Source organism: Jannaschia sp. Os4, from assembly GCF_016820245.1.
Lineage (GTDB): Bacteria > Pseudomonadota > Alphaproteobacteria > Rhodobacterales > Rhodobacteraceae > Jannaschia.
Window position 1 is genome coordinate 247,113 of record NZ_JAFCAR010000005.1, and the last position, 13,374, is coordinate 260,486.

The window sequence follows — 13,374 nt, forward strand, 5'->3', positions numbered from 1 at the left end:
GTGCCGTTTCGTCGCGTCCTATCCGACGCGGCGGAGCGGGGGAAGGGTGGCCGGGTCGCGGCGCGTGCCGGCGCGCCGCGCCCCCGCCGCAGGGGTCGCGCGGCCAGGCCGGCCGATCGACCCGGCGGGGCGCGCCCGGATCACGGCCGATCCGGGCGCGTGCCCGCCGCGCTCACCCGACCCGGTTGGCGATCAGGTCGTCCACCACGGCGGGGTCCGCCAGCGTGGAGGTGTCGCCCAAGCTGCCGGTGTCGTTCTCGGCGATCTTGCGCAGGATGCGGCGCATGATCTTGCCCGAGCGCGTCTTGGGCAGGCCCGGCGCCCACTGGATCGCGTCGGGCTTGGCGATGGGACCGATCTCCTTGCGGACCCACGTCTCCAGTTCCTTGCGCAGCTCCTCGGACTCCGTCTCGCCGCCCATCAGGGTGACGTAGGCGTAGATGCCCTGTCCCTTCACCTCGTGCGGGAAGCCGACCACGGCGGCCTCGGCCACCTTGGGGTGGGCGACCAGCGCGCTCTCGACCTCGGCCGTGCCCATGCGGTGCCCGGAGACGTTGATCACGTCGTCCACCCGGCCCGTGATCCAGTAGTAGCCGTCCGCGTCCCGGCGGCAGCCGTCACCGGTGAAGTAGGTGCCGGGATAGTCGGCGAAGTAGGTCTTCTCGAACCGCTCGTGGTCGCCCCAGACGGTCCGCATCTGGCCCGGCCACGAATCCTTGATGACGAGCACGCCCTCGGCCTCGACCGTCTCGATCTCCTGGCCGGACTGTGCGTCGAGCACGGCGGGCTGCACGCCGAAGAAGGGCAGGGTTGCGCTGCCGGGCTTGGTCGGCGTGGCGCCGGGCAGGGGGGTCAGCAGGTGGCCGCCGGTCTCGGTCTGCCACCACGTGTCGACGATGGGGCAGCGGCCCCCGCCCACGACCTCGTCGTACCAGTTCCACGCCTCGGGGTTGATCGGCTCGCCCACGGTGCCGAGGATGCGGATCGACGACAGGTCGTGCTTCTCGACCCACTCCGTCCCCTTGCCCATCAGCGCGCGGATGGCGGTGGGGGCGGTGTAGAACTGGTTTACCTTGTGCTTCTCGCAGACGGCCCAGAAGCGGCCCGCGTCCGGATAGGTGGGCACCCCCTCGAACATCAGCGTGGTCGCCCCGTTCGCGAGCGGGCCGTAGACGATGTAGCTGTGACCCGTCACCCAGCCCACGTCCGCCGTGCACCAGAACACCTCGCCGTCGCGGTAGTCGAACGTGTACTGGTGCGTCATCGAGGCATAGACGAGGTAGCCGCCGGTCGTGTGGACCACGCCCTTGGGCATCCCCGTCGAGCCGGAGGTGTAGAGGATGAAGAGCGGGTCCTCGGCGGCCATCTCCTCGGGCTCGCAGACGTCCGACACCTCCTGCTCCGCCTCGTGGAGCCAGACGTCGCGGCCCTCTACCATGTCTATGGCGCCGCCGGTGCGCTTGACGACCAGCATCTTGGGCGAGGTGGACGCCTTCTCCAGCGCCTTGTCGGCGTTGACCTTCAGCGGCGTGTTGCGGCCGCCGCGCGGGGCCTCGTCGGCGGTGACCACGACCTTCGCCTCGCAGCCGTCCACGCGGGCGGCCAGCGCGTCCGACGAGAAGCCGCCGAACACCACCGAATGGATCGCGCCGATCCGCGCGCAGGCGAGCATCGCATAGGCCGCCTGCGGGATCATCGGCATGTAGAGCACGACGCGGTCGCCCTTTCCGACGCCCATCCCCTTCAGGACGTTGGCGAACTTGCAGACATGCGCGTGCAGTTGCTGGTAGGTGATGTGCTGCGCGCCGCCGCCGTCCACGCTGTCGGGGTCGTCCGGCTCGAAGATGATGGCGGTCTGGTCGCCCCGGTCCTTGAGGTGCCGGTCGATGCAGTTGGCCGCCACGTTCAGCGTGCCGTCCCGGAACCACTCGATCGAGACGTTGCCCGGCGCGAAGGAGGTGTCCTTCACCTCCGAGTAGGGCTTGATCCAGTCGACCCGCTTCCCGTGCTCGCCCCAGAAGGCGGCGGGGTCCGCGACCGAGTCCGCGTACATCCGGTCGTAGGTCGCCTTGTCGGCATGGGCGGAGGAGGCGAGGTCGGCGGACGGGTGGCGCATGTCGGACATGGGATGTCTCCGGGTCGTGTCGTGTGGAGGGGGCCGTGCCCCCGGCGGGCCGGACCGCGCGCGGTCCGGCGACCGGCTCAGATGGCGAGGTACTCGGCGCGCAGCTGGGCGTTCTCCAGCACCTCCTTGGCGGTGCCGTCGAACACGACGCCGCCGGTGTCGAGGATCACCGCGCGGTCGGCCAACTCCAGCGCGCGCACGGCGTTCTGCTCGACGAGGACGGTGGTGATGCCGAGCTTCTTGATCTCGATCAGCGCCTCCTCGATCTTGTCGACGATGACGGGGGCCAGCCCCTCGTAGGGCTCGTCCAGCAGCAGTACCTTGATGTCGCGGGTCAGCGCGCGCCCGATGGCGAGCATCTGCTGCTCCCCGCCCGACAGCGTCACGCCTTCCTGCTTGCGGCGCTCCTTGAGCTTGGGGAACAGGTCGTAGACGCGCTCCAGCGACCAGCCGATCGGCGGCGCGATCTGCGCGAGCTTGAGGTTCTCCTCGACCGTGAGGCCTTGGATGATGCGCCGGTCCTCGGGCACGAGGCCCAGCCCCGCCGCCGCCGCCTGGTGCGCGGACATCGTGTGGAGCGGCTGGTGGTCGAGCCAGATCTCGCCGCGCTGCACCTCCGGGCTGCTCACCCGGGCGCAGGCGCGCAGGGTCGAGGTCTTGCCCGCCCCGTTGCGCCCCAGCAGCGCGAGGATCTCGCCCTCGTGCACGTTGAAGCTGACGCCCTGCACGATGTAGCTCTCGCCGTAGTAGGCGTGGATGTCGTGCACGCTGAAGTAGGCGGGCGCGGTCGACGCGTGGTTCGCGGCGGTGGTGAAGTCGGGCTTCACGGTCATGGTCTTCTCTCCCTCGCCGTCATCCCCGGGCCTGACCCGGGGACCTCGGCGTCCAAAGGTCCTCGGGTCGAGCCCGAGGATGACGGTCTCAGTGCCCCGACGACTCGCCCAGGTAGGCCTCGCGCACCTTCGGGTGGCCCTTGATGTTCTCGGGCGTGTCCTCGACCAGCGGCGTGCCTTGGGCGAGCACGGTGATCCGCTGCGCCAGCGAGAACACGACGTGCATGTCGTGCTCGATGATGGCGATGGTGATGCCGCGGTTCTCTTGGATCTCCTTGAGCAGGTCGATCGTGTTGTTGGTGTCGGCTCGCGCCATGCCCGCCGTCGGCTCGTCGAGCAGCAGCAGCTTGGGCCGCTGGGCGAGGCACATGCCGATCTCCAGCCGCCGCTTGTCGCCGCGCGACATGGCGGCGGCGTGCATGTGCCGCTTGTCCGCCATCCGCATCTCCTCGAGTTCGGCCTCGGCCTTCTCGACGACCTCGCGGTCCCCCATCATGCTGCCCCACGCGTTCAGCTCGAACGCGCCGTCGCGGGCGGCGAAGCAGGGGATCATCATGTTCTCCAGCACCGTGAGGTCGCCGAAGATCTCGGGCGTCTGGAACACCCGGGAGATGCCCATCTGGTTGATCTCGTGCGGCTTGCGCCCGAGCACCGACTGGCCGTCGAAGCTGACCGACCCCGAGTCGGGGATCAGCTTGCCCACGAGGCAGTTGAGCAGCGTCGACTTGCCCGCCCCGTTCGGCCCGATGATCGCGTGGACCGTGCCTTCGGCCACGCTCAGGTTCACGTCCGAGAGCGCCTGCAGCCCGCCGAAGCGCTTGCCGACGTCCTTGACCTCCAAGAGTCCCATCACTTGTCCTCCGCCTGCGCGCGACGCTCGGCCGCCGGCCCCTCGACGGGCGGGGCGTTCCGGTCGCGCCGGAACACGGTCGCCGCCTTCTGGACGCCCTGCACGAGGCCGCCGGGAAGGAAGATGACCACCAGCATGAACATGATGCCCAGCGTCAGGTGCCAGCCCTTGCCCACGAAGGGGTAGACGATCGTGACCAGCACGTCCGACAGCCCGTCGGGGAAGACGCTGAACCACGTCTCCAGCACGCCCTTGTTGATCTTCGAGAAGATGTTCTCGAAGTACTTGATCAGGCCCGCGCCGAGGACCGGGCCAATCAGCGTGCCCGCCCCGCCCAAGATGGTCATCAGCACCACCTCGCCCGACGCGGTCCACTGCATCCGCTCGGCGCCGGCCAGCGGGTCCATCGACACCATGAGCCCGCCCGCGAGGCCCGCGTACATGCCGGAGATCACGAAGGTCGCCAGCATGTAGGGCTTGGGGTTGAGCCCGGTGTAGTTCAGCCGCTGCTGGTTCGACTTCACCGCCCGCAGCATCATGCCGAAGGGCGAGCGGAAGATGCGGATCGACACGTAGAACGCGATGATCAGCGCGACCGCGCAGACGTAGTAGCCCGCGTTGAACACGAACTCCCACGCACCCGCGTCGACGATCAGGCTGTCGCGCATGTCCAGACCGAACAGCGTCGTCACCGGCAGGTTGCCGTCCGCGGCCACCTGCTCGCCGAAGATGCGCGGGTCCGACTTCGAGAGCTGCAGCCCCGTCTCGCCGCCCGTGATCGGCGTCAGCACCGAGTAGGCCAGCGCGAAGGACATCTGCGCGAAGGCGAGCGTCAGGATCGAGAAGTAGATGCCGGAGCGCCGCAGGCTGACGTAGCCCACGATCAGCGCGAACACCCCCGCCACCGCCACCGAGGCGACGATCGCGAAGAGCACGTTCATGCCCAAGAGCTTGAACATCCAAACCCCCGCGAAGGAGCCCGCCCCGAGGAAGGCCGCGTGGCCGAACGAGAGGTAGCCGGTCAGGCCGAACAGGATGTTGAAGCCCACCGCGAAGATCCCGAAGATCACGAAGCGCTGCATCAGGTCCGGGTAGCCCGCGTTGAACTGCGCGAGGCTGGAGTCCGTCGGGAACGGGTTGAGCAGGATGGGCGCGAGGGCGACGAGCGCCACCACGAGGATCATGAGGCTCCAGTCCCGCTTGGTGAGGCCCGGCGCGCGCGCGGCGCTCTGTGCCTTGGGCGCGTAGGTCGGCTGGTTGTCGGTGACGGCCATGGATCAGTCCTCCATGACGCCCTTGCGACCCATGAGGCCGCGCGGACGGGTGAGCAGGATGACGACGGCAACGAGGTAGATGATCACCTGGTTGATGCCGGGGACGAGGTCGATCACCTCGCGCATGGACGCGAAGCTCTCGAGGATGCCGAGCAGGAAGCCCGCCAGCACCGCGCCGGGCAGCGAGCCCATGCCGCCGACGACGACCACCACGAAGCTGAGCACGAGGAAGTCCATGCCCATGTGGTAGTTGGGCGGCGCGATGGGCACGTACATCACCCCCGCCAGTCCCGCGACGGCGGCCGCGAGGCCGAACATCAGCGTGAAGCGCTTGTCGATGTCGATGCCCAAGAGGCCCACCGTCTCGCGGTCCGCCATGCCGGCGCGGACGACCATGCCGAAGGTGGTGAACTGCAGGAAGGCGAAGACGCCGGTGATGATGACCGCGGCGAAGAAGAAGTACACGAGGCGCCAGTAGGGGTAGATGATCGTGCCCGGGTCGAAGCCGATCAGCGCGCCGAGGTCGAACGCGCCGCGCAAGGCGTCCGGCGCGGCGGTCGGGATCGGGTTGGCGCCGTAGAAGTACTTGATGATCTCCTGCAGCACGATCGCGAGGCCGAAGGTCACGAGGATCTGGTCCGCGTGCGGGCGCTTGTAGAAGTGCTTGATCAGGCCACGCTCCATCACGAAGCCGACGGCGATCATGATCGGGATGGCGAACAGGATCGCCAGCGGCACCGACCAGTCGGAGATCCAGCCGCCCGCCGCCTCGCCGAACCAGTGCTCGACGTAGAGCGTCTCCTGCGCGCCGCCGAAGGAGAAGCCGCCCACGCTCGTGGCCTCGGCGTTCTCGTCGACGAAGCCCAGCGCGAGCACCTTGTTGAGGGTCACGGCCACGAAGGCGCCGATCATGAACAGCGCGCCGTGGGCGAAGTTCACGACGCCGAGCGTGCCGAAGATCAGGGTCAGGCCGAGGGCGATCAGCGCGTAGGCGCTGCCCTTGTCCAGCCCGTTCAGGATTTGAAGGATGATGGCGTCCATCGGGTCGTCCTCGCGGCGCTGCCAAGGGGGAGGGGAGGCCGCGCGCGGCCTCCCCGGTGCGGCTCAGGCGCCGTTGTTGCAGGTGCCCAGCTGGCCGCCCGCGAACTGAGGGTGATCGGGGGCGTAGGTGACCTGGTCGACCGGCGTGACCTCGACGATCTCCACGAGGTCGAACTCGTTCTCCGGGTTCTCCTTGCCGCGCACCACGACCACGTCCTTGAAGCACTGGTGGTCGTCGGCCCGGTAGAGGGTCGGGCCGTTGCCGAGGCCGTCGAACTCGAAGCCCGAGAGCGCCTCGTCCACCGCGCAGGGCGCGAAGGAGCCGGCCCGCGTGACCGCGTCCGCGTAGAGCAGCGTCTGCACGTAGCAGGTGTGCGCCGCCTGCGACGGCGGGAAGCCGTACTTCTCGCCGAAGGACTGCACGAAGGCGTTGGTGCCCGAGTAGCGGTCGCCCAGCTGGTTCTCGAGCTTCCAGTCCCAGTTCTGCGACCCGAAGATGCCGGCGATGTTCTCGCCCGCGCCGCGCGCCATCAGCTCCGAGTAGAGCGGCACGATGATCTCGAACTGCTTGCCGTTGGCCTCCTGCGCGCGCAGGCCGAACTGCACGGCGTTGGTCAGCGAGTTGACCATGTTGCCGCCGTAGTGGTTCAGCACGAGCACGTCGGCGCCCGACTGCAGGACCGGCGTGATGTAGGACGAGAAGTCCGTCTGCGTCAGCGGCGTCTTGACCGCCGCGACCGTCTCCCAGCCCAAGGCCTCCGTGGACGACCGGACGGCCTCCTCGGTGGTGTAGCCCCAGTTGTAGTCGGCCGTCAGGTGATAGGCCTTCCGGTCGTTGCCGTACTGGTCGACGAGGATCGGCGCGAGCGCGGCGCCCGACATGTAGGAGTTGAAGAAGTGCCGGAAGCCGTTGGCCTTCCGGTCCTTGCCGGTCGTGTCGTTGGAGTGCGTGAGGCCCGCCATGAAGATGACGCCCGCCTCTTGGCACAGGCCCTGCACGGCCACGGCCACGCCCGAGGACGAGCCGCCGGAGATCATGATGGCGCCGTCCTTCTCGATCATCGAGCGGGCGGAGGCGCGCGCGGCGTCCGACTTGGTCTGGGTGTCGCCGGTCACGAACTCGACGCGCTTGCCGAGGATGCCGTTCCCTTCCAGCGCCTTGGACGAGAAGGTGGACAGCATCCCGCCGTCGCCCTCGCCGTTGAGGTGCTCGACCGCCAGCTGGAAGGCGCGCAGCTCGTCCGCGCCCTCGTCGGCGTAGGGGCCGGTCTGGGGCACGTTGAAGCCCAGCGTGACCGTGTCGCCCTGCGGCGCGTTGGTGAACCCGGTGTGGCCGTCGGCCCAGACGTTCGACGTGAAGACGATCGGCGTCGCGAGGCCGGCGCCGGCAGCGGCACCAGTCTTGAGCGCGCCGCGGCGCGTCAACTTGTTGGTCATGGAGACCCTCCCTGTGATTCCGCGCCGGCTCCGTCCCTCCTCCAGGGCGCATCCGGCGGGTCCGCGTCTCGGCGGATGGTCCGGTTATGACGCGGCGTCGCGGATCGCGGCAAGAATATGTCTCCGCAAACGCGCCTCGGCTGTAAACGAATTGACAGACCGCGCCCGGGGGGCTGTAAATCGATCGCGGGCGCAAGGGGAACTGCGGGAGCGGAGGGGGCGACGGGATGGCCGGGACGCCGGACGGACGGGGCGGGGCCCGGCTGCGCGAGGCGCGGCTGGCCGCCGGGATCGCGCAAGCGGCGCTCGCGGCGCGGGCGGGCATCTCGCCGTCCTACCTCAACCTCATCGAGCATGGGCGCCGCCCCGCGACCGCGCCGCTCCTCGCGCGCCTCGCCGCGGCGCTCGGGCTGGAGGCCGAGGCCCTCGCCGCCCGCACGCCCGCCGCCGCCGCGCTCCGCGCCGTCGCGGAAGGACGCCTGCCCCCCGGCGCGCTGGACGAGGCGGACGCGCTCGCGGCGCGGCATCCGCGCTGGGCGGAGATGATCGTCGATCTCGACGGCGAGGCGCGCCGCCACGCCCGTGCCGCCGCCGCCCTCTCGGACCGGATGGCGCACGACCCCGTGCTGACCGACGCGGTGCACGAGATGCTCTCGACCGCCTCCGCCGTGCGCTCCACCGCCTCGATCCTCGCCGGGGATCCGGACCTCGACGCGACGTGGCGCGCGCGCTTCCACGCCTCCCTCGACGCCGAGAGCCGCCGGCTCGCCGCCGGGGCCGAGGCCGTGGCCGCCCGCTTGGAGGCCCGCGACGCGCCCGAGCCGGCCACGGCGGAGGATCACGCGGCCCGCCTCTTCGCGGCGCATCGGCACCGGTTCGACGGAATCGAGGCGGATGGGGCGGCGGCCATCCCCGCGCTGCTGGAAGGCGTGCCGCAGGCCGCGCGCGACTGGGTGCGCCTGCGGCTCGAGGCCTACGCAACCGACGCCGCGCGCCTGCCGCTGCACCGGGTCGATGGCCGCGCGATTCCCGACGTGTGGGACGCCGCGGGGGGCGACGGGCCGCTCGTGCTGCGCCGGATGGCCGTCGCCGACCCCGACGCGGCCTTCGTCGAGGTCGACGGCGCGGGGGGAATCGTTGCGGCCCGGGCGGCGGCGGGGTTCCCGGTGGGCGACGGCGCGCTCTGCCCGCTCTGGCCGCTCTGGGAGGCGCGCGCCGACGACCGCCCGGTCGAGGCGCGCCTCGAGATGCCCGACGGCGGCGCGTGGCACGCGGTCGCCGCCGCCGCGCGGCAGGCCCCGGCAGGCTGGGACGCCCCCGCGCCGCGCCGCGCGGCGATGCTGGCCCGGCCCGCGGACGCGGCGGGCGGGCGCGCGGTCGGGCCGTCCTGCCCGCGCTGCCCGCGCACCTGCGCCGCGCGGCGCGCGCCGCCCGCCGCCGGGGCGGCGCTGGACAGCCCCCCGTCCGGCGCGCAAGGTGATCCGGCGGGCTGACGGGCCCGCGCCGTGACGGGAAGGGAGGCCCGCCATGACCGACGCGCCATCCGGCCCCGAGGCGGGGCCGGGCCGCGTCCTCCTGATCGAGGACGAGGAGAACATCGCCACCGCGATCCGCTTCGTGCTGGGGCGCGCGGGCTGGCACGTGGCCGCGCATCACGACGGCACCACCGCGCCGGCGGCCGTCGCCCGGCACGCGCCCGACGTCGTGGTGCTGGACGTGATGCTGCCGGGCCGCTCGGGCTTCGACGTGCTGCAGGAGGTACGCCGAGGCCCCCATGCGGACGTCCCCGTGCTGATGCTCACCGCCAAGGGGCAGGCCAAGGACCGCGACCGCGCGATGGCGCTGGGGGCCACGCGGTTCATGACCAAGCCCTTCTCCAACGCCGAGCTGGCCGAGGCCGTGCGCGACCTCGCGGGCAGATGAGCGCGCGCGACCCCTTCCGGGGCATGGCCCCCGCCGCCTCCGCCGCGCAGCGGCGCGCGCAGGACCGCGCGCGGCGCACGGACGCCGCCCGGCTGCTGCCGCTGCTCGGGGCCGTCCTCCTGATCGCGCCCGACCTCGTCCTGTCCGGGCGCGGCGCGGGCGCCACGGCCCCGGGCCTCGTCTACCTCTTCGCCGCATGGGCGGGGGTCATCGCGCTCGCGGCGCTGATCGCGCGCGCGGTCAACCGCGACCGCGACCCCGCGCCCGGAGGCCCCGGCGCCGGGGAGGGGGAGGGGGGATGACCCTCACGCCGAACCTGCTCGTCGGCGTCTGCCTCGCCTACGTCGCCGCGCTCTTCGCCATCGCCTTCTACGCCGAGGGCCGGGCGCGCCGGGGCCGCCCCGGCCTGCGCGGCCCCCTGATCTACACGCTGTCGCTGTCGGTCTACTGCACCGCGTGGACCTTCTACGGCGCGGTGGGCTACGCCGCGCGCTCGGGCCTCGAGTTCATGACGATCTACCTCGGCCCGACGCTCGTGCTGATCGGATGGTGGACACTGCTGCGCAAGCTCGTCCGCGTCGGCCGCGCCGAGCGCGTCACCTCCATCGCGGACATGATCTCCTCGCGCTTCGGCAAGTCCGCCGCGCTCGGCGTCATCGTCACCCTGCTCGCGCTGGTGGGCACCACGCCCTACATCGCGCTGCAGTTGCAGTCCGTGACCGCCTCGCTCGCCGTGTTCGCGGGGCCGGAGGCGACCGAGGCCCGCTCCGGCGCGCTCTGGATCGCCGCGGGGCTCGCGCTGTTCACCATCCTCTTCGGCACGCGCCGCCTCGACGTGGACGAGCGCCACGAGGGCATCGTCTCGGCCATCGCCGTCGAGGCGGTGGTCAAGCTCGTAGCCCTCCTCGCCGTCGGCGCCTACGTGGTCTGGGGCCTCAACGGCGGCGCCCGCGCCGCGCTCGAGGCGATCCGCGTCTCGCCGGTGGCGGACTGGACCGGCGGGCCGGGGCGCTGGGCGGGGCTGATCCTCGTGTCGGGCGCGGCCATCGTCTGCCTTCCGCGCATGTTCCACGTCCTCGTGGTCGAGGCCCCCGAGGAACGCGACCTCGCCACCGCCTCGTGGGCCTTCCCCCTCTACCTGCTGGCGATGTGCCTCTTCGTCGTGCCCATCGCGGTCACGGGGCTGCGGATGCTGCCCGGCACGAACCCCGACCTCTTCGTCCTGACCCTCCCGCTCGCGGGCGAGCGGGAGGGGCTGGCGATGCTCGCCTTCCTCGGCGGCTTCTCCTCGGCCACGTCCATGGTGATCGTCGCGGCGCTCGCGCTGGCGACGATGCTGTCGAACCACGTCGTGATGCCCGCGTGGTTCGCCCTGCGCGGGGCGGGCGGGGCGACGATCTCGGGCGACGTCCGCGCGGTCGCGCTCACCGCCCGCCGCCTCGCCATCGTCGCGGTCCTCGGCCTCGCGTGGCTCTACTACCGCACGACCGGCGGCACGGCGGCGCTGGCGTCCATCGGGCTGATCGCCTTCGTCGGGCTGGCGCAGGTGCTCCCCGCGCTCGTCGCCGCGCTGACGTGGAAGGGGGCGACCCGCGCGGGCGCGGCGGCGGGCATCCTGTCGGGCTTCGCGATCTGGGCGTGGGTGATGCTGGTCCCCGTCTTCGCCGGGTCGCTGGTGCCCGCAGGCCTCTTGGCGCAGGGCCCGTTCGGCGTCGGATGGCTGCGCCCCGAGGCGATGTTCGGCCTCGCGGGCGATCCGCTGGTCGTGGCGCTGATGCTGTCGCTCGGGCTGAACGCCACGCTGCTCTGCCTCGTCTCGCTGCTGACCCGGCCCACGCCGATGGAGATGCTGCAGGCCCCGCGCTTCGTCGACCTCCCCGTGGCCGCCCCGTCGCGCGACGGGCGCGCGGTCGGGCCCGGCGCGCAGGAGCTGCTCGTCGCGACCCAGCGCATCCTCGGCGCCGACGAGGCGCAGGCCCTCTTCGCCGCCGAGGCCCGGAGCCAAGGCCGCCCCGGCGAGTTGCCCGCGACCACGCCCGCACTGCTCGACCGGCTGGAGCGGCGGCTCGCGGGGTCGGTCGGCGCGGCGACGGCGCACGCGATGATCTCCGGCCTCGGCGGCGGGCAGGCCGTGGGGGTGGAGGACCTGATCGCGGTCGCCGACGAGACGGCGCAGGTGCTGGAGACCTCCGCCCGGCTGGAGGCCCGCACCGAGGAGCTGCGCCGCACCACGGCCGAGCTGCGCGAGGCGAACGCCGCGCTCACGCGGCTGGGGCGCCAGAAGGACGCCTTCCTCGGGCAGGTCAGCCACGAGCTCCGGACGCCGATGACCTCGATCCGCGCCTTCTCCGAGATCCTGCGCGAAGGGGGCCACTCCGAGGCCGACCGCGCCCGCTTCGCCGGCATCATCCTCGACGAGAGCCGCCGCCTCACGCGGCTGCTCGACGACCTGCTCGACATCGGCGTGCTGGAATCGGGCCAAGTGGAGCTCGCCTTGGAGGAGGTGACCCTCGCCTCCGTCATCGACCGGGCGGTCACGGCCGCCACGAGCCAGGTGGACACCCGCCTCACCGTCACCCGCGACCCCGCCGCCGAGGGCGTCGCGCTGGTGACGGACCCGGACCGTCTGGCTCAGGTCTTCATCAACCTCGTGGCCAACGCGGCCAAGTACTGCGACGCCCCGGCGCCGGACCTGACGATCCGCACCGCGACCCGCCCGGACGGGATCGTCGTGGACCTGATCGACAACGGCAGCGGCATCGCCCCCGCCGACCGGGCCGTGATCTTCCAGAAGTTCGCCCGCCTCGGCGACCCGACCGCCGCCGGGGGCGCGGGGCTGGGCCTCGCCATCTGCCGCGAGGTGATGGGGCGGCTGGGCGGGTCGATCGACTATCTCGCGGGGCAGGGCGGCGCGGCCTTCCGCCTGCGCCTGCCGCATGCGACCCCTGCGGCGACCGAACTGGCCGCCGAATAGGAGACCCCATGCCCAGCTTCCGCGACCGCCTCCGGGGCGGCGAGTTCCTCGCCGGGACCTTCCTCAAGACGCCCTCCCACGTCGTGATCGAGATCATGGCCAAGGCCGGCCTCGACTTCGTCTGCATCGACGCCGAGCACGCGCCGTGGGGCCGGGGCGAGACGGACGCGGCCCTCGCCGTCGCCCGCGCCCACGGCCTGCCGGTGCTGGTGCGCGTGGGCGCGGGCACGCCGGACGCGATCCTCGGCGCCTTGGACCTCGGCGCGACGGGGGTGGTCGTGCCGCATGTCGACACCGTGGAGAAGGCGCAAGCCGTTGCGGACGCGGCGCATTTCGGGCGCGGCGGGCGGGGCTTCGCAGGCTCGACCCGTTGGGCGGGCTACGCGACGCGGCCGATGGGCGACGTGCTGGCGCAGGACGCGGAGACGGTGGTGATCGTCCAGATCGAGGAGCCGGAGGGCGTGGACGCGGCCGACGCCATCGCCGCCGTGGACGGGATCGACGCGCTCTTCGCGGGGCCCGCCGACCTGTCGGTGGGCTACGGCCACGCGAGCCTCGACAACGCGGACCTGCCCGAGGCGCTGTCCAAGATCGGCGCGGCGTGCCGGGCGCGGGGCAAGGGCTACGTGACGTGGGTGCCCGACGCGGCGAAGGCGGCGGAGTGGCGGCGGCACGGGGTGACGTGCTTCTTCGTGGCCTCCGAGCACGCGTGGATGCTGCGCGGCGCGCGCGAGGTGGCCGAGGGCGTCCACGCCCTCGACTGACGGGTTCCGTACGTTTCGTACGGGGCTGTCCGGCCCTCCTTCACGATCCGTACGCCGGTTTGCGCATGCCGCAACGCGGCGTTGAGGCATGGGCATTGGTCATGCCGCGGCGCGGCGTCCATATCGGGTTCATCGAACAAGGACAGCAGGGCT

11 protein-coding genes are annotated in these 13,374 nt (G+C 72.0%); 5 read left to right on the forward strand and 6 right to left on the reverse strand.

What is annotated here, in order from left to right; translation table 11 throughout:
- Positions 1 to 172 precede the first annotated feature (172 nt).
- The 6 genes from acs to JQC91_RS14975 form a co-directional block, all read right to left on the reverse strand.
- The gene (acs, locus tag JQC91_RS14950) at positions 173 to 2,125 is read right to left on the reverse strand and encodes an acetate--CoA ligase (RefSeq protein WP_203288021.1); all 1,953 of its coding nucleotides are present in this window, start codon (positions 2,123 to 2,125) and stop codon (positions 173 to 175) included.
- 77 nt (positions 2,126 to 2,202) lie between these two features.
- Positions 2,203 to 2,958 carry an ABC transporter ATP-binding protein gene (locus JQC91_RS14955; protein ID WP_203288022.1) on the reverse strand — a complete coding sequence of 252 codons (756 nt, stop codon included), beginning with the start codon at positions 2,956 to 2,958 and terminating at the stop codon, positions 2,203 to 2,205.
- Positions 2,959 to 3,046: 88 nt separating this feature from the next.
- A complete protein-coding gene (locus JQC91_RS14960) occupies positions 3,047 to 3,808 on the reverse strand; it encodes an ABC transporter ATP-binding protein (protein WP_203288023.1) in 762 nt (253 codons plus the stop codon).
- Entirely contained in the window at positions 3,808 to 4,992 is a 1,185-nt protein-coding gene (locus JQC91_RS14965; RefSeq protein ID WP_238941605.1) for a branched-chain amino acid ABC transporter permease, read from the reverse strand. The genes JQC91_RS14960 and JQC91_RS14965 overlap by 1 nt, the downstream gene beginning before the upstream one ends.
- Before the next feature lie 93 nt (positions 4,993 to 5,085).
- Positions 5,086 to 6,123 (reverse strand): branched-chain amino acid ABC transporter permease, encoded by a 1,038-nt coding sequence (locus JQC91_RS14970; protein WP_203288027.1) that lies wholly within the window; start codon positions 6,121 to 6,123, stop codon positions 5,086 to 5,088.
- A 63-nt stretch (positions 6,124 to 6,186) separates the two neighbouring features.
- On the reverse strand, positions 6,187 to 7,560 hold the full coding sequence (locus tag JQC91_RS14975) for a substrate-binding protein (RefSeq protein ID WP_203288029.1): 1,374 nt from the start codon (positions 7,558 to 7,560) through the stop codon (positions 6,187 to 6,189).
- Positions 7,561 to 7,787: 227 nt separating this feature from the next.
- On the opposite strand from JQC91_RS14975, the gene JQC91_RS14980 reads away from it, so the two are divergent.
- The 5 genes from JQC91_RS14980 to JQC91_RS15000 are packed head-to-tail and all read left to right on the forward strand — an operon-like array spanning position 7,788 to position 13,221.
- The gene (locus tag JQC91_RS14980; protein ID WP_203288031.1) at positions 7,788 to 9,053 is read left to right on the forward strand and encodes a helix-turn-helix domain-containing protein; all 1,266 of its coding nucleotides are present in this window, start codon (positions 7,788 to 7,790) and stop codon (positions 9,051 to 9,053) included.
- 34 nt (positions 9,054 to 9,087) lie between these two features.
- The gene (locus tag JQC91_RS14985; protein WP_203288034.1) at positions 9,088 to 9,483 is read left to right on the forward strand and encodes a response regulator; all 396 of its coding nucleotides are present in this window, start codon (positions 9,088 to 9,090) and stop codon (positions 9,481 to 9,483) included.
- Positions 9,480 to 9,785 carry a hypothetical protein gene (locus tag JQC91_RS14990; protein ID WP_203288036.1) on the forward strand — a complete coding sequence of 102 codons (306 nt, stop codon included), beginning with the start codon at positions 9,480 to 9,482 and terminating at the stop codon, positions 9,783 to 9,785. The genes JQC91_RS14985 and JQC91_RS14990 overlap by 4 nt, the downstream gene beginning before the upstream one ends.
- Complete coding sequence (locus JQC91_RS14995) at positions 9,782 to 12,457, forward strand: ATP-binding protein (RefSeq protein WP_203288038.1); 2,676 nt, start codon at positions 9,782 to 9,784, stop codon at positions 12,455 to 12,457. The genes JQC91_RS14990 and JQC91_RS14995 overlap by 4 nt, the downstream gene beginning before the upstream one ends.
- A gap of 8 nt (positions 12,458 to 12,465) precedes the next feature.
- On the forward strand, positions 12,466 to 13,221 hold the full coding sequence (locus tag JQC91_RS15000; RefSeq protein WP_203288040.1) for an aldolase/citrate lyase family protein: 756 nt from the start codon (positions 12,466 to 12,468) through the stop codon (positions 13,219 to 13,221).
- Positions 13,222 to 13,374: the final 153 nt, after the last annotated feature.

Coding starts and splice junctions, on each gene's coding strand:
- JQC91_RS14975 (WP_203288029.1), bottom strand. CDS start 7,560: ATGACCAACAAGTTGACGCGCCGCGGCGCGCTCAAGACTGGTGCCGCT.
- JQC91_RS15000 (WP_203288040.1), top strand. CDS start 12,466: ATGCCCAGCTTCCGCGACCGCCTCCGGGGCGGCGAGTTCCTCGCCGGG.
- JQC91_RS14980 (WP_203288031.1), top strand. CDS start 7,788: ATGGCCGGGACGCCGGACGGACGGGGCGGGGCCCGGCTGCGCGAGGCG.
- JQC91_RS14960 (WP_203288023.1), bottom strand. CDS start 3,808: ATGGGACTCTTGGAGGTCAAGGACGTCGGCAAGCGCTTCGGCGGGCTG.
- JQC91_RS14990 (WP_203288036.1), top strand. CDS start 9,480: ATGAGCGCGCGCGACCCCTTCCGGGGCATGGCCCCCGCCGCCTCCGCC.
- acs (WP_203288021.1), bottom strand. CDS start 2,125: ATGTCCGACATGCGCCACCCGTCCGCCGACCTCGCCTCCTCCGCCCAT.
- JQC91_RS14955 (WP_203288022.1), bottom strand. CDS start 2,958: ATGACCGTGAAGCCCGACTTCACCACCGCCGCGAACCACGCGTCGACC.
- JQC91_RS14985 (WP_203288034.1), top strand. CDS start 9,088: ATGACCGACGCGCCATCCGGCCCCGAGGCGGGGCCGGGCCGCGTCCTC.
- JQC91_RS14965 (WP_238941605.1), bottom strand. CDS start 4,992: ATGATCCTCGTGGTGGCGCTCGTCGCCCTCGCGCCCATCCTGCTCAAC.
- JQC91_RS14970 (WP_203288027.1), bottom strand. CDS start 6,123: ATGGACGCCATCATCCTTCAAATCCTGAACGGGCTGGACAAGGGCAGC.
- JQC91_RS14995 (WP_203288038.1), top strand. CDS start 9,782: ATGACCCTCACGCCGAACCTGCTCGTCGGCGTCTGCCTCGCCTACGTC.